At 40.2% G+C, this 16,248-nt stretch carries 14 protein-coding genes; 13 read left to right on the forward strand and 1 reads right to left on the reverse strand.

Going from position 1 to position 16,248, the window contains the following annotated elements; genetic code table 11:
- The 10 genes from JCM9140_RS09335 to mutM form a co-directional block, all read left to right on the forward strand.
- Positions 1-355, forward strand: a 355-nt coding sequence (locus JCM9140_RS09335) for a methyl-accepting chemotaxis protein (RefSeq protein WP_034745301.1), incomplete at its 5' end; no start/stop codon positions are given.
- Positions 356-537: 182 nt separating this feature from the next.
- Positions 538-1,107 (forward strand): glycerol-3-phosphate acyltransferase, encoded by a 570-nt coding sequence (locus JCM9140_RS09340; protein WP_052002163.1) that lies wholly within the window; start codon positions 538-540, stop codon positions 1,105-1,107.
- 54 nt (positions 1,108-1,161) lie between these two features.
- Positions 1,162-1,896 carry a tRNA pseudouridine(38-40) synthase TruA gene (truA, locus tag JCM9140_RS09345; protein ID WP_034745302.1) on the forward strand — a complete coding sequence of 245 codons (735 nt, stop codon included), beginning with the start codon at positions 1,162-1,164 and terminating at the stop codon, positions 1,894-1,896.
- Between the two features lie 215 nt (positions 1,897-2,111).
- Positions 2,112-3,452, forward strand: coding sequence for a cytochrome ubiquinol oxidase subunit I (locus JCM9140_RS09350; RefSeq protein WP_034745304.1), 1,341 nt, complete (start codon positions 2,112-2,114; stop codon positions 3,450-3,452).
- Positions 3,449-4,462 (forward strand): cytochrome d ubiquinol oxidase subunit II, encoded by a 1,014-nt coding sequence (locus JCM9140_RS09355; RefSeq protein ID WP_034745306.1) that lies wholly within the window; start codon positions 3,449-3,451, stop codon positions 4,460-4,462. The genes JCM9140_RS09350 and JCM9140_RS09355 overlap by 4 nt, the downstream gene beginning before the upstream one ends.
- Before the next feature lie 13 nt (positions 4,463-4,475).
- Positions 4,476-4,577, forward strand: a complete 102-nt coding sequence (cydS, locus tag JCM9140_RS25395; RefSeq protein ID WP_439644286.1) for a cytochrome bd oxidase small subunit CydS family protein — start codon at positions 4,476-4,478, stop codon at positions 4,575-4,577.
- A gap of 2 nt (positions 4,578-4,579) precedes the next feature.
- Positions 4,580-6,295 (forward strand): thiol reductant ABC exporter subunit CydD, encoded by a 1,716-nt coding sequence (gene cydD / locus JCM9140_RS09360; protein WP_034745308.1) that lies wholly within the window; start codon positions 4,580-4,582, stop codon positions 6,293-6,295.
- Entirely contained in the window at positions 6,292-8,007 is a 1,716-nt protein-coding gene (gene cydC / locus JCM9140_RS09365) for a thiol reductant ABC exporter subunit CydC (RefSeq protein ID WP_034745310.1), read from the forward strand. Before cydD ends, cydC begins: the two co-directional genes overlap by 4 nt.
- 169 nt (positions 8,008-8,176) lie before the next feature.
- Positions 8,177-9,109: a sodium-dependent bicarbonate transport family permease gene (locus JCM9140_RS09370; protein ID WP_369384414.1), complete on the forward strand. Its 933-nt coding sequence runs from the start codon at positions 8,177-8,179 to the stop codon at positions 9,107-9,109.
- Between the two features lie 543 nt (positions 9,110-9,652).
- Complete coding sequence (gene mutM / locus JCM9140_RS09375) at positions 9,653-10,462, forward strand: bifunctional DNA-formamidopyrimidine glycosylase/DNA-(apurinic or apyrimidinic site) lyase (protein ID WP_034745311.1); 810 nt, start codon at positions 9,653-9,655, stop codon at positions 10,460-10,462.
- Between the two features lie 247 nt (positions 10,463-10,709).
- On the opposite strand, the gene JCM9140_RS09380 is transcribed toward mutM, so the two are convergent.
- On the reverse strand, positions 10,710-12,023 hold the full coding sequence (locus JCM9140_RS09380) for a globin-coupled sensor protein (RefSeq protein WP_034745313.1): 1,314 nt from the start codon (positions 12,021-12,023) through the stop codon (positions 10,710-10,712).
- Between the two features lie 526 nt (positions 12,024-12,549).
- On the opposite strand from JCM9140_RS09380, the gene JCM9140_RS09385 reads away from it, so the two are divergent.
- The 3 genes from JCM9140_RS09385 to pucE are packed head-to-tail and all read left to right on the forward strand — an operon-like array spanning position 12,550 to position 16,239.
- Positions 12,550-13,464 (forward strand): FAD binding domain-containing protein, encoded by a 915-nt coding sequence (locus JCM9140_RS09385; protein WP_034745315.1) that lies wholly within the window; start codon positions 12,550-12,552, stop codon positions 13,462-13,464.
- Complete coding sequence (gene pucD, locus JCM9140_RS09390) at positions 13,442-15,709, forward strand: xanthine dehydrogenase subunit D (protein WP_034745317.1); 2,268 nt, start codon at positions 13,442-13,444, stop codon at positions 15,707-15,709. The genes JCM9140_RS09385 and pucD overlap by 23 nt, the downstream gene beginning before the upstream one ends.
- 23 nt (positions 15,710-15,732) lie before the next feature.
- The gene (gene pucE, locus JCM9140_RS09395; RefSeq protein ID WP_034745319.1) at positions 15,733-16,239 is read left to right on the forward strand and encodes a xanthine dehydrogenase subunit E; all 507 of its coding nucleotides are present in this window, start codon (positions 15,733-15,735) and stop codon (positions 16,237-16,239) included.
- The last annotated feature ends 9 nt before the right edge of the window (positions 16,240-16,248 follow it).

Below are 16,248 nucleotides of genomic sequence, written 5' to 3' on the forward strand. Positions count from 1 at the left end.
TGTAAATGATACAGATGAGGTCTTAAAATTTATTAAGCGAATTGCTGATCAAACGAATTTACTTGGCATAAATGCGTCCATTGAGGCTGCTCGAGCTGGGACTATGGGAAGAGGTTTTGGAGTTGTTGCTGAGGAAATTCGTAAATTATCAAATGAAACCGTATCATCGACAGAGAAAATTCGGACGACATTAACGAATATCCAAAAATCAATGGATGAAATTTCAGCTTCCATCGAGAAAGTAGTCGAAGTTGGAAACGACCAAGCGGCTTCTACTCAAGAGATTGCTTCGTTTATTGACGAGATTGAGAAGATGAGCAAGCAGTTAAATAAATATGCTTCTGATTTATTATAAGAATAGGAGAGACATCGGTACTAGATACGGTGTCTCTTTTTATTCTCTTTTTTACTAATATGAATGTAATAAGAGCTAGTAAACACTGGCAAGTCTTTCATGTTTCATTTTTCATATATCCGAGTTGAAATTATTCGTTTATACTAAAGTCATAGAATGAATATTGGAAAAGAGGAAAAGACATGATGATATTTCTGATGTTCTGCGTATTAGCGTATTTAATTGGAGCGATTCCTACTGGGAAACTAGTAGCTAAACTTAAAGGTGTAGACATACAGTCGGTAGGAACAAAAAATATAGGAGCAAGCAATGTTTACTTGAACTTAGGGAAGAAACTGGCGTTTGTTGTGTTACTTGGAGATGTGGGAAAGGCTTTCTTCATGGTCATGTTTGCGTCACAATATTTTAATGGTGGACAAACAATGCTTATTGCACTTTGTGTAATCATCGGAAATCTAAAATCAATTTTTTTACATTTCACAGGTGGCAAAGGAATTGCAACTAGTTTAGGAATATTCCTAGCGACAGAACCGATTGCGTTGCTTATTATTGGCGTGTTGTGGATATTAGGGCTAGTTTTCAAAAAGTATATCGTCGTAGCTGGAGTGGCTGCCGTTTTAATGGTTCCCTATCAATATATCGGCTATGAGGAACGAATAGCAGTCGTAGCAGCCTTCTTTATTGTCTTGTTTATGCTGTTAAAACATAACGAAAACATTAAATGGGCGAAAGAAGCACAGCATGAATACTAGGTCCTAAAAAAGGGCGATACTAGGGTAGCGATGTAAGAATTGAAGGAGAACACAATGAATAATTACAAATTAACGATTCAATATGACGGTGCCCGTTACAAAGGATGGCAGCGTCTAGGCGATACAGACAATACCATACAAGGAAAAATAGAAAACGTTTTATCAGAAATGACGGGAAAAACGATTGAGATTATTGGTTCTAGTAGAACGGATGCAGGGGTTCATGCCCTTGAACAAGTAGCCAATGTAAAGCTTGCTGGAGAAATGACAGAGTCTGAAATCCATCAATATTTAAATCGCTATTTGCCGCAAGACATAAGCGTGACAGCTGTTACAGCTGTTCATGAACGTTTTCATGCTCGTTTCAATGCAAAAGAAAAAACGTATGTGTATAAGATTTGGAATGAGAGCTATCCAAACCCATTTATGAGAAAACATAGTTTACATGTGGCAGAGAAGCTAGACCTTGCTAAAGTGAGAGAAGCGGCGAGTTATTTTGTTGGAGAACATGATTTTACAGCTTTTTCGAATGCGAAGTCGAAAAAGAAAACAACCGTACGCCACATTGATACTATTCAGATTGAGGAAGACGCTGGATTTGTAAACATACGTGTTCGTGGGAACGGGTTCCTTTATAACATGGTCCGGAAAATGGTCGGGACGTTAATACAAGTTGGCTTAGGTGAAAGAAAGCTGGAAGAAATTCAAAGCATCTTGGAGTCAAAGGATCGAAGTTTAGCTGGTTTTGCCGATGCACATGGTTTGTATTTGGAGAAGATCGGGTTTTGAAAATAAAGGAAAAGGACCTGAAGCGTAATAAAGCTTCAGGTCCTTTTCTGTCATTGAAGAAACTCTAAGACGCTTACTTTTATTGCTAGATTGAAATGTCATAATTTCATCACTCTTTCGTAACGAAATCGTTTAAAATGTGATGTATTTCACATACTTTTTCGTTATACAATGTCACTATCTTCACATTGGAAACATGAAGAGGAGGAAGAAAGATGGATTCAGTTGAATTTAGTCGATATTTAACGATGCTAACATTGTCTGTCCATGTGATTTTTGCGACACTCGGTGTTGGTGTTCCGATTATGATAACCATTGCTCATTGGCTTGGATTAAAGCGAAACGATGAGCATTATATTTTGCTTGCGAAGCGTTGGACACGCGGGTACGTCATTACTGTGGCCGTTGGGGTTGTTACAGGTACCGCGATTGCTTTGCAATTAGCGCTATTATGGCCGCGTTTTATGGAATTTGCGGGACAGCTTGTCGCGCTTCCATTGTTTATGGAGACGTTCGCGTTTTTCTTTGAGGCGATTTTTCTTGGTATTTATTTGTATACGTGGGATCGGTTCAAAAACCCGTGGCGTCATTTTTACTTGTTGATTCCTGTTGTGTTAGGTTCAGGAATGTCGGCGTTTTTCATTACGACCGTCAATGCGTTTATGAATACGCCGCAAGGGTTTACGTTAGTGGATGGGGTTTTAACAAACATCCAGCCGCTTGTTGCCATGTTTAACCCAGCAACGCCAACGAAAGTGGCTCATGTGTTAACGTCTGCTTATATGACAACAGCGTTCGTGTTAGCGTCGATTGCTGCGTATCACTTATTAAAAGGCAATCGTCATGAGTACCACAGAAAAGCGTTGGCACTAACGATGAAGGTTGCCCTTATTTTCTCGATTGCTACGGCATTAGTTGGGGATCTATCTGGAAAGTTTCTAGCAGAATATCAACCTGAAAAACTAGCTGCTGCTGAGTGGCATTTTGAAACAGAAGGTGAAGCCCCTCTTGTTTTATACGGAGTGTTAACAGAAACAAATGAAGTGAAATATGCAATTCGAATTCCTTATGCACTTAGTATTCTTGTGCATAGTAACCCATTTGGGGAAGTAACGGGTTTGAATGATATTCCAGAGGAATATCATCCACCATTAGTGATTCATTATTTCTTTGACATTATGGTGACGATCGGGATTTGGTTAACGGTATTTTCATTGTTTTATTGGATTGCTCTATGGCGCGGTTGGTCCGTTATTAAGACAAAGTTATTTAGAATTCTACTAGTTGCCTCAGGTCCGCTTGCGATGATTGCGATTGAGGCTGGGTGGTGGTTCACTGAAGTGGGTCGTCAGCCTTGGATTATGCGTGGCTTTATGAGTACAGCAGAAGGAGCAACCGATTCTCCATATGTTTGGGCGATGTTTATCGCGTTCGCTTTCTTATATATGATTCTCCTGATTGGTACGGTAGTTGTATTAACTCGGATGTTTAAACGAAATCCAGTCGAGAAAGAGCTTGAGAAGCTTTCCGATGAACAAAGGAGTGTGGCGAAATGAGCATAGAAGTACTTGGAATTTCAGTGTTATGGTTGTTCCTTTTTGGCTATGTGATCGTCGCATCGATTGACTTTGGAGCCGGGTTCTTTAATGCATCAACGATTATTACGAAAAAACATCATATCGTAAACACGGTTATTCAACGATATTTGTCTCCAGTTTGGGAGATTACGAACGTGTTTCTTGTCTTTTTCTTTGTCGGGATGATTGGGTTTTTCCCGCAAACAGCTTATTACTTTGGGACGGTGCTGTTAATTCCGATTAGTATATCAATCATTTTACTCGTACTTCGCGGGAGCTATTATGCGTTTAGTACGTATGGAACGAAAGGGCACTTTGGTTATACGTTGATGTATGGGGTGACCGGTGTGTTAATACCAGCATCCCTTTCCACAGCCCTTATTGTGTCACAAGGTGGGTTTATAGTGGAGACCGCATCAGGCCGGATTGATCTTGATTATATGGCCCTTTTAACAAGTCCATTTGCATGGTCGATCGTCGCTCTTAGCCTTGTTAGTGTTCTGTTTATTTCAGCTAGCTTTTTAGCATACTATTCTTCGGTTGCAGAAGATTGGGATGCATTGAAACTATTTAAAAAGTATACATGGATCTGGAGCTTTCCGACGATGTTTACGGCGTTAGGTATCATTATCGAGATGAAATGGCACAACCCAGCTCATTTTGAAGGACTTCTGGCTCTATGGTGGTTGTTTGCCTTATCATTTGCTTGTTTTGTTGTAAGCTTATGGCTGTTAAAAACAAAACGCTATGGTTGGTCGTTCATCTTCGTCGTCTTGCAATTTGCAATTGCTTTTTATGCGTATGGTGTATCACGTTATCCGTACTTGCTTTATCCGTATTTAACGATTTACGACAGCTTTACAAATCAAACGATGGCGTATGCGTTAATTATCGTCTTTGTGTTAGGGTTGATGCTCTTAATTCCATCACTTTATCTTGTGTTTAAGTTATTTATTATGAATAAGCCTTATATTAAAAAAGGCAAGTAAGGAGGAAATACACATGCACAATTTTTTACTGTTTTATGCACCTGTTCTTGTTGCGGTACTGGCACTTGTCGTTTCCTTTTTCGTTGCCAATAAAAGCACGAAGTTTGAGGATTAGCGATGAAGACACTTCAGAAGCTAGCATCTGCTGAGAAAGGACGTTCTTACGCGCTTTACGCTGTCGCTGTTGTTCTAGGACTGATTGTCATCGCACAAGCGTATTTCATTGTGTCGATTGTCGATGGTCTGTTTTTGGCTAATCAAACGTTTGATCAAGTGATGCCTTTTCTGATTCTTTTATTTTTTGTTCTCTTAATTCGGGCCTTCTTGTCTTATACAAGTGGCAAGATCGGGGTTCAATTGGCCGCAAACGTTAAAGCGAATTACAGAAAGAAGTTACTAGACGTATTTGGTAGCCGCACGTTGATTGGTACCTCAAATGGACAAATTGGATCGAAAATGAGTGTGCTGTTAGATGCTGTAGATGAAATAGATAGCTTTTTTAGCAAATATGTTCCACAGCGGATCGTAACGACGATTGTTCCGCTTATGATTTTAATCGTTATTTTTACTCAGCATGTGTATTCGGGGTTGATCATTATTGTGACAGCCCCGTTTATTCCTTTATTTATGGCGATTGTTGGTGGAATGACACAAAAGAAATCAGAGGAAAAGTTGGATCGTTTGAATGAGTTTTCGGGCCGTTTCCTTGATACCGTTCAAGGGCTTGAAAGCTTAAAGCTGTACCGTCGCTCGACTGAGTACAAACAACTGATTCGAAAAAGCAGCCTCGATTTCCGTGACGCGACAATGGACATTTTAAAAGTGGCGTTTACATCTTCGTTAATGCTTGAATTTATTTCAATGTTAGCAATTGGGTTGGTGGCTCTAGAACTGGGCTTACGGTTAGTCGTTTTCCAGCAAATTGATTTCTTTACGGCTTTTCTGATTTTGTTACTCGTTCCAGAGTTTTTTAATTCAATGAAAGAACTAGGAAGTGCCTTTCATTCAGGAAGAAGTAGTTCAGGTGCTGCCGAAAAAATAGAACAAGAACTGAAAAAAGAAGAGAATACAATAGTTTGGGGGAAGGAGCCTCTTCATACCCCGACAACCATTCAGTTAAAGCAAATTGGCTTTCAGTATGATACCGGCTTTGAACTTAATGGGATTAATGTTACTCTCCCGTCAACGGGCCAAGTTGCGATTGTTGGGAAAAGTGGATCTGGAAAGACGACGTTATTAAATGTGATGTCGGGACTTTTATCTCCATCGTCAGGAAATGTGATGGTCAATGGCAAACCGCTTTTTGATTATCGTGAAAAAGACTGGTTCCAACACGTTTCCTATATTACGCAACATCCGTATTTATTTGCCGGAACGATTGAAGAAAACATCACTCTTGGAGTGGTTGCAACGAAAGAAGAAATCAAGAAAGCGGCTCGCCTTGCTAGAATATCGGATTTAATTGACACGTTGCCAAATGGGTACGAAACATACATTGGCGAAGGTGGTCGAGGACTATCTGGTGGAGAGAAGCAGCGTATTGCTCTTGCGCGAGCCTTTTTAAAGAACCCATCGATTATTTTATTTGATGAACCAACAACGGGACTTGATTTAGAGACGGAACAGCTTCTTCATGATTCGATAAACCAATTAATGAAAACGTCGCTTGTCATGACGGTTGCTCATCGTGTGCAAACGATCAAAAAAGCTGATCACATCTTATTTATTGAGCAAGGTACGTTACTAGCAGAAGGAACGCATGAACAACTAGTACAAACATCATCTAGCTATCGAGATTTATTTCGTTTACATGGAGGTGGAAAAGAGCAGTGAGAGAGCTACAGTCAGTTATGAAAACGATGTTTCAGCAAAAGAGAGATGTCGTCCTTTCAATCTTGTTTGGTTTTATTGCAGGGATTGCGGCTGTTGGGTTGTTTGCAGCAAATGGGTATTTGATTTCGCAAGCTGCTCTTGAACCGCCATTATATGTGTTGATTGCTATGGTGGCAGTCGTGAAAATCGGCAGTTTTATTCGGGCTCTTAGTCGCTACGGGGAGCGCTATTATTCTCATCGAGCAACATTCACAATGCTCAGTGATTTGCGTGTTCATTTTTATGAAAAACTAGAAAAGCTTGGTCCGACTCTTTTTCAAAAATATCGCAGCGGTGATCTTCTTGCACGGATTGTCGGCGATGTAGAAAGCTTGCAAAACTTCTTTCTTCGCGTATTTTATCCACCGATTGTGATGGCGCTTGTCTTTTTAAGTACGATTTTGTTCGTTTCCTTTTATTCATTCTCGATTGTGCTTGTTTTTTTGCTCGGACTGTTATTAACAGGGGTTTTGATTCCAGCATGGTTTGCGAAAAAACAACGAAAAGTAAGCAGTCGGGTGTTGGAAGAACGTTCGGTTTTATCAACAGAAACGGCGGAGTGGTTTTATGGATTTCGTGAGTTAACGATTCATCAAAAACAAAGAGAAAAGCATCATCAACTCGTTGCGGCATCTGAGCGATATATAAAGGAACAAGAACGGGAAGGCTTGCAGTCTGTATCGTATCAGTCGATTAACTCTGCTGTTACATTGCTTATCTCTTGGTTGGTGATCGTAATTGGAGCTTTAGCTGTTTCAAATGGACAGTTAGATGGCATTTTTTTAGCGATGCTAATTATGATTAGTTTTATTCTGTTTGAACATGCCGTTCCGATGGCGCTTTTTCCGATTCATTATGATGAAAGTGAAAGAGCAGCAAGCAGGTTGTATTCTGTGAACAAAGAGGCTGACCAAGAAAAAATAGAAGAAACTAAGTTAACAAATGTTTCCAAATCAGTACCGTCTATTGAAGCAAATGGGATTACGTTTGCCTTTCCTGAAGCGATTCGAAATACACTAACTGATGTTCAAGTGAAAATTCCTTCTGGATCTAAAACGGCGATTGTTGGTCCAAGTGGATCAGGGAAGTCAACATTGTTGAAGCTTCTATTAAAGCAGTATGAATCAACAGGAGATCTATTTGTAAACGGCGTCTCCATAAATGAGTTGCACCAAGAACAAGTTTGGGAGATGACTAAGGTTGTTTTGCAAGAAAATCACTTTTTTTATGGAACGATTAAGGATAACCTCTTGTTAACAAATGATCAGTATACAGATGAGGATCTAATTCAGTTATTAGAACGGGTTCAGCTAAGTCACTTTTCATTAGAGGATCAAGTGCTTGAAAGAGGGCAGAACTTATCCGGTGGAGAAAAGCAGAGACTGGCGATGGCACGGGCGATCGCCAAAAAAGGTCATCTTTGGCTTCTTGATGAACCAACATCCTCTCTTGATGCTTGGACAGAACAGCGTTTATACGAAGCTCTATTTAAAGAAGCGAAAGACGATACGGTCATTCTTGTAAGTCATCGCCTGGCGGGTCTTGAAAACATGGATCAGATCATTGTGATGGAAAACGGCAAAGTGATTGAAACGGGCTCGTTTGAGCAATTGATGAACAATGAAGGGTACTTTTATCACCTAAAACAAATTGAAAAAAGCGTAGTGGCATAAGTTTTTATGAAAGCAGAGATCAAAGAGATCTCTGCTTTTTTGGATGACAATGCCACATATTATGCTATCAAATGTGAAAGCTAAACAGAGTTAATCAAACGTTTAGTTAAAGCAAACTAGAGTTAATTAAACGTTTAGTTAAAGTGAATGAGGTGGTTTCTTGAATCAAATGATTGAGATCGCATATTCGAATCTGCTTTCACCGATGATCTTATTTTTCTTAATAGGAATTATAGCCGTGATTGTGAACTCTGACTTAAAAGTACCAAATGCGTTTTACTCCGGCTACACGATGATTATTTTGTTTACTATTGGCATTAAAGGCGGAGTCGAACTAAGGCATGTTTCTTTAGTAGAAATGATACCGACAATCATAGCAGCTGTAATATTGAGCATCCTCATGCTATATATTACGTTTTTGTTTGTTCATAAACTTTTTGCTTATTCTGTCGTAGATTCTTGGGCCGTTTCTGCGCATTATGGCTCTGTTAGTGCGGTTACGTTTATTGCTGGGATGGCCTTTTTGGACAAAATTGACGTTTTCTATGAAGCGTATATGTCAGCTATTTTGGTGATTATGGAAGGACCAGCGATTATTTTAGCGATTATCATGTACAAGCTTTATTTGCAAAAGCAAGGAACCGAACAGCAAAATCCGAATGCAAGCATTGGGCATGTCGTTAAAGAAGCATTTTTCGGGAAGAGCATCTTTTTGTTGCTAGGTGGGATCTTTATTGGCTTTGTTGCCCATGAAGATGGCTTGTTGCTAATTCGACCGCTCTTTGGCGACTTGTTTTATGGAATTCTTTGTATCTTCTTGTTGCATATGGGTATGATTGCGACACAGAGTATACAGCAGATGAAGAATATAAAGTTGATTTCCTTTTTGTTTGCGTTTCTTGTTCCTATTATTGGGGGGACGATTGGGATTTTGACAGGGCAGATGATTGGGTTGTCACTAGGTGGTTCGTTTATTTTAGCGGTTTTAACCGGTAGTGCTTCCTACATTGCTGCACCTGCAGCCATTGACCAAGCGATACCAGAAGCAAACTCAGGTATCTATTTAGGATCAGCCTTGGTCTCACACTGCCATTTAATTTAGTCATCGGAATTCCTTACTATTACTGGGTTGCAACCCTGTTTTATTGAACTATGACCGCAGACTGAATACACTTCGCTTTCTTCGGATGGCTGGTGAGGCTTTATGGTTCACTGAAAAAATGCTCGTTTACTTCGGACATGAAAGGGAGCTTTGTTGAGAGGAAAGAGAAATTCGTACTCTTCACCGATAAAAAGGAACTAGGAGAAATAGAGTAAGCCCACAGGGGTCTATGTGGATTTTGTCTGCTATGTCTAATAAGGCTCTCTTAGTATAAGGCTCTTTTTAATAAGTTTATTGCTATAAATAAAGGTTACTCTCATAGTGAAATGGAGCGGAAGTCACTCGACTCCTGCGGGAAATAGAGGTAGGGTCGAGACCCCACAGGCGGAGCCGAGGAGGCTCGACACCTCCCCGCGGAAAGCGAGTGACTGCAGCGCAATGGAACGAACACGGGAAGAACACGTCCACCCTAGAAATAACAAAGTGAAAAACAGTCTAATGATAAAAAACGAATGAAAAGATACAAGAAGGTGGTTGAATCGTATGCCGGAGTTGCCGGAAATGGAGACATATCGAACGAAGCTTGCTGAAAGAGTGACAGGTCAGACGATTACAGCTGTTGAAGTGACAAGAGAAAAAACGATTAATGTACCCGTTGAGCAATTTGTAAAAGAGGTACAAGGAGCGTCGATCACCGGAGTAGAGCGTCGTGCGAAGTATGTGATTTTTAAATTGAGTACGGGAAAGAGTTTACTCGTTCACCTCATGCTAGGTGGGTTAATGCATGTAGCAGAAGCGGGGGAGGATCTTGAGAGAACTAAACAAGTCATTCTCTCATTTGGAGAAAGAAAGCTGTTGTTTATAGGGTTACGCCTTGGATACTTACATTTGCTCACAGAAGAGCAATTGGCTGAAACGTTTCGTGAATTAGGTCCGGAACCATTAGAACCAGCTTTTACATTAGCTGCTTTTCTTGAATTAATGGAAAAAAAGCGTGGTGCCTTGAAAACGACTCTCGTAAACCAAAAGTTTATCGCTGGTATTGGCAATTTGTATTCGGATGAAATTTGCTACCATGCTCAGCTACTGCCAACCCGACAGACCAATGAACTAGCGCACCAAGAAAAAGAAAATCTATATAGAAGCATACTGGCTGTATTAAAAAGAGGGATTCAATACGGGGGCTACATCGACCTTCCTATATTCAAAGGAGATACCGTAACCGGCGGCTATAATGATCATTGCTTTGTATACGACAGAGAAGGAGAACCATGCGATCGATGTGGCCAAACGATAATCAAAGACGAAATCTCATCTCGCAAAACATTTTATTGCAAGAACTGCCAACAATAAAAAAGCTATTTTTTCTGAAGGTTGAACTGAAAAAAAGGTTACCCTCTTAGTGTAATGAAGCGGAAGCCACTCGACTCCTGCGGGAAATAGAGGTAGGGGTGAGACCCCGCAGGCACAGCCGAGGAGGCTCACCACCTCCCCGCGGAAAGCGAGTGGCTGCAGCGCAATGGAACGACTATGGGGTTGAACAGGTAACCCAAATGAAAAGACCAGCTCAGGGATGTGAACCCTTGAGCTGGCTGAAATGTTATAAAGAGTGCGTGATATTCGTTAAGTTGTCAGATGAGACGGCCACGTGTTCAGCGGCTTGATTGATTTCGTTGAAAATGTCAGCTAATGTTTTCATTTCATCTGATATTTTCATATTTTGTTGTTTCATCTGCTCCATTGAACTTAGAATATCATCAAAGAAACGATTTGTTTCAGTCGATTCAGTCGTTCCTCTTTCAATCGATTGATTGTTCTCAGCAATCGAATTAGACATCGTCATTGTATATCGGTTGATCTCGTTTACTAGATTAGATACTTCTGATACCGTTTCTTTTGTGTTTTCAGCTAGCTTACGAACTTCCCCAGCAACAACGGCAAACCCTTTTCCTTGTTCCCCAGCGCGAGCCGCTTCAATCGAAGCATTTAAGGCTAATAAGTTTGTTTGATCGGCAATGCTTGTAACGATTTGAGAAATTTGCTCAATTTTCTTAGATGTTACAATAAGCTGTTCCATTTCACTAGATATTTTTTTCATGTTTGTTTGTGTGCTAACCATTATGTTTTCAAGACTATTCAATCGCTTTTTGCCTTCTTGCGATTTAGACTCTGTTGAAATCGCAATGTTCGAGCTTTGCTCTGTTAACTTCGTAATTTCAGTGGTTTTGGCAGTCATTTCTTGTAAAGATGAACTAGTTTCCTCGCTAACGGCAGCTAATTCTCCCGCACTTTTACTCACTTCATCTCGTAGAAGATTCTTTTGCTTATTTACTTCATTTCGTATTCGCTCGTTTTCTAGCTCGTATGCTTCCAAAACCAATTGTTGTTCAAGGTTTAAGATTTTCGTAACGGCATTTGTAATCTTTTTATATTCTTCCTTCGTGCTTGTCTGTTCGTCCACAATAGATGAAATTGAAGAAAGTAAATCTTGAAACGCACACATATACCACTTCGGCTGCAATCCTATGCGAACGTGAACATGGGCGATGATGTTTCGTTGTTGGATAAATTTCTCATCAATTTGACCATTGAATAACTCGGAAATGTGCGTGTGTAACGTTCCTTTTAATCGCTCAATCGTACTATGATCATTAATAATCTGCATAAGAGAAGGTTCTTTTGCTAAGTTTTTATAAAAGTTAGATACTATTTCAGTGATCTGACTTTTTATATAAGGTTGAAAGTTTCTAATAATGGCAAGATCTTCCGTTGTTAAGTCAATCATCTCGATTTGAGTAGTCAACGTACTCGAGCTCGGAATATCGATGAAAACATTCTCCAACTCTCTCTCCATTAAAGATAATAATTTGCTTTGTTTCGTAGTAGGCTTTTTGGCTTTAAATAGTTGTTTCAACCGTTTCCCTTCTTTCTGCTAATTAATGATCTTTTTCCTGTACTAAAGTTGTGGATCAGCTTTTACTTAAAGTGTGATCAAAGTTACTTTTTGTAGGTTGCTACAGAAATTATTACATAAATAGACAAGATAATCTATGGAAATATGTAAGAATCTCGAGAAGAACTGTTTTATCTATAGGTGTTTTATAAAATGTTTTTTGAAAGTAGAAAAACACGTAAGGAAATCTGACTAACTAACTGTGAAAGTTGGTTAAATGTTTCAAAATGGAATAGAGGTAATAACTAAAATAATCAGTACTGTCTGAAAAAAATTAGTTAAACAATCTAACAACTGCCATACTATGTCACAGGTTGCTCAAGGTAGTTAATTGAGTATACTGAAAGCTTATATTTGTTTCTTCTTAACAAATGTATAGATAGTTTTTAGTTAATGTGTATAAAGACCATCACAAGAAAGATCTTTATGATAATTATAATTAGGGCCATTAACATACATGAACGTCTGAGTGAAAGAGGTGAAGAGTTTGATTGAAACGAAAACGATTTGGCAACCAACGGATCTAAAGGAAGCATGGGAACTTCAGTTCAATCAAGGTACAGAGGATTATTGTTTTGTATCGGGCGGAACATGGTTGCGGACACAATGGGAAGCAGATTTACGGGAAATGCCAGCGAATCTGATTAGCTTAGAGCGTATTTCTGAACTGACTGAAGTAAAGGAGGCTCTTTCATTCGGGAGAAGAGAAATCGTAATTGGTTCACAAGTAACATTAGCTACTTGTATAAATCATCCTATTCTGCAAAAATACGTTGCCCCTTTAGTGGAGGCTTGTAAAAAAATTGCTGCCCCGTCTATTAGGAACTTAGCTACCATAGGCGGCAATGTTTATACAGCTGCGGGTGATACGATTCCTGTTTTTCTCATTTATAATACGACATTGCGCTGGTTTAATGGAACAGAAATAGAAACGGAGTCGTTGGAACAGTGGCTACAAGCATTGCAGACAAATCAGTTTAAAAGAGATCAGCGTATTTTAGTTGATATAGTTATAGAAATTGCGGAAAGTCAGGAAGGTGACTTCTCTTTTTTTACAAAAGTCGGTAGAAGAGAAACGTTCACAGCAGCGGTTGCTACAGTAGCTGGGAAAGGGACGTTATCTGAGGATGGCTTATTTGAAAATATCACTCTTGCAGCTGGCGGGGGACCGATTCCTTTACGTTTAGCTTCATCGGAAACAGAGCTAATAGGGAAGGCACCATCTGAATCATTATTTCAGGAAATTTACCCGATAATTGTAAATGAATACAGGGCATCGTCAGACGCTTTTTCGTCTGAAAATTACAAAAAAATAATGGTAGCCAATCTAATTGTAAGTGAATTAATGCAATGTTGTGATGGAAAGGAAGGTGTTTCATATGTGGCTCGATCGTCATTCTAGTGGAGATCGGTGGAGGGTAAGACCAGATGGAGAAGAGAAGGTAACTGGAGGTTTGAAGTATTTAACCGACATTACCTTTCCCGATATGATTCATGGTCGAGTGTTTCGAAGTACCTTGCCACATGCAAAGATTCTTTCGATTGATACGTCATTGGTGCTTGAATATCCAGGAGTGTTAGCGGTCATCACGCATGAGGACATACCTGGGTTAAATGGGTTTGGAATCAGTACACCTGACCAGCCGGTTTTTTGTGAAGATCTTGTTCGGTTTGAGGGCGATGCGATTGCGGCTGTAGCTGCGATAACAGAGGAAATTGCAGAAAAGGCGCTAAATTTAATCAAAGTGAGTTATGAGCCATTGGAAACGTTGGATAGTCCGGAAAAAGCTTTGCTCCCTGATGCACCAGCTTTGCATCAGCCTGGGAATATTCTACATCAAACCGATTATTCTCATGGTGATATTGAAGAAGGATTCAAAGATTGTGAGTTCATAATAGAAGAAACGTATGAAACACCAAGGCAAATGCATACGTACCTCGAAACAGAGGGAGGCATTTTTGTTCCGAATGAAGACGGAAGATTGACCGTGTATGCTCCTACTCAGCATGGCTATAAAGATCGTATGCAGCTTGCTAGAATTCTAAATTGCAAGGAAGAAGAGATTCGGGTGATTTCTAGTCCAATTGGCGGTTCATTTGGAGGGAAAGATGAGTTAAATGTGCAGCCGTACGGAGCACTGCTCGCATTGGTTTGTGGCCAACCGGTCAAAATGCATTACTCACGGTGGGAATCGGTGAAAGCGGGATTGAAAAGACATCCGATGAAAGTAACGATGAAAACAGGAGTAAATGCCAAAGGAGACCTCGTTGCTCACCAAGTGAATATTTTATCTGATACAGGGGCGTATTCAACGCTCGGAGGTCCTGTTTTAAATTTTGCTTCTGAACATGCTGTTGGCCCGTACATCATCAGCCATGTGGATGTAAAAGGAAAAGCCGTTTTTACGAACAATGGGATTTCAGGAGAATTTCGTGGGTTTGGAGGAAATCAAGTTATTTTTGCGTTAGAGGGCCAACTAGACCGATTAGCAGAAAAGCTGCAAATGGACCCTTGGGAATTGCGGAAGAAAAACTTACGAAAACCTGATGACTTAGGTCCGATTGGCCAAAGAGTCGTTCCGACAAATGGTCCTGAGCAAGTGTGGGAAGCAATCCAACAATCACCTCTTTGGGCAAAGAGGGAAGCAAAAAGTGAACAAAGTCAGCCATGGTTAAAACGTGGTATTGGAGTAGCGCTTGCTATGCATGGATCAGGATTAGGGTATGGCATTCCAGATCATGCCGGTGGGTTAATTCGTTTAAACAAACAAGGCAAAATTGAGGTTGCTTTTGGACACGAAGAGTTTGGTCAAGGGTTAATCGGAACATTGGAGATTATGCTTCAGGACCATTTTCAATGTTCCAAGGAAGATTTGAGCATCATCATTGGGGACACGGATCTTGTTCCTCCAAGTGGATCATCAACAGCGTCTCGAACTACCAATATGGTTTGGCAAGCCCTGAACCGTCTAAAAGGTCCTTTCTTAGATTCTTTATTTGCAAAAGTACATGAATTAACGGGGCACCAAAAAGATCAGTTGTATACAGGCCCTAACGGCGTTTGGGTCAAGAATGCAGAAAAGGAAGAAATGGTTATTTCTTATAAAGAGATTGCAAAAAGTGGTGTAGAAAAACTAGAGCAATCAACAGACTTTCATTTTCCAGTGTCGCCTGACCCGTTTATGGGCGGACATTATTTGTATACAAATACATCTGTCATTGCAGAGGTTGAGGTTAATGAATTAACGGGAATGGTGAACGTTATTCAAATCGATCATGCTGTGGCAGCTGGGCCAGTGGTCAATCCAATGGGATATGTCGGGCAAATTGAAGGTGGAAGTGTCATGGCTCTGGGTTTCGCTCTCACAGAAGATGCCGTAATGAGTGAGAGCTCTTACGTAACAAAAAATCTAGACACGTACTTAATTCCAACCATTCTCGACGTACCAGAAGAACATCATGTTCAGGCGATTGAGGAATTACCTGAAGGAGATCAATTTGGACCGCGTGGTGTTGGAGAAGTAGGGTCTGTTGCGTTGGCACCGGCGATCGTTTCGGCCATTAAAGAGGCAACAGGGGTGTGGGTAACCCAGTTGCCAGTTAAACCCGAGCAATTACAAAAAACACCTTTTCTTGTTCAGAAGTAGATGAGGTACTAGGAGGGGAAGAGATGAGTCAAAAAACCAATCCGATAAAGCCTGACAAAAGCTTGGATTATCAGCTTTCTTTTCGTTTAAATGGAGATTCTGTTCACCTTACTGTTGATCCCTCAAGACGTTTAATCGATATCATTAGAACGGATTTAGATTTAACAGGTACAAAGGTGTCTTGTGAGATTGGTCGATGTGGTGCTTGCATGGTGTTGGTCGATGGAAAGCAGCAAAACTCCTGTCTAACTATGGCTTACCAATGCGAGGGAAAAGATGTTGTGACAATTGAAGGAATTAGCGAAGGAAACATCGATCCAATTCAACAAGCTTTCTTAGAGGAAGGTGGGTTTCAATGTGGGTATTGTACACCAGGAATGATTGTATCCATTAAAGCCTTACTACAAGAAAAACCTAATGCAACGTTTGAACAGTTAAAAGAAGGTCTATCTGGAAACTTGTGCCGTTGCACAGGGTATGGTGGAATTTACCGAGTGTTACGGAGGTTAACGGCTTCTGAAAACGATTAAGGGGTGACG

Origin of the sequence: Halalkalibacter wakoensis JCM 9140 (assembly GCF_000513095.1) — a bacterium.
GTDB classification, from domain to species: domain Bacteria; phylum Bacillota; class Bacilli; order Bacillales; family Bacillaceae_D; genus Halalkalibacter; species Halalkalibacter wakoensis.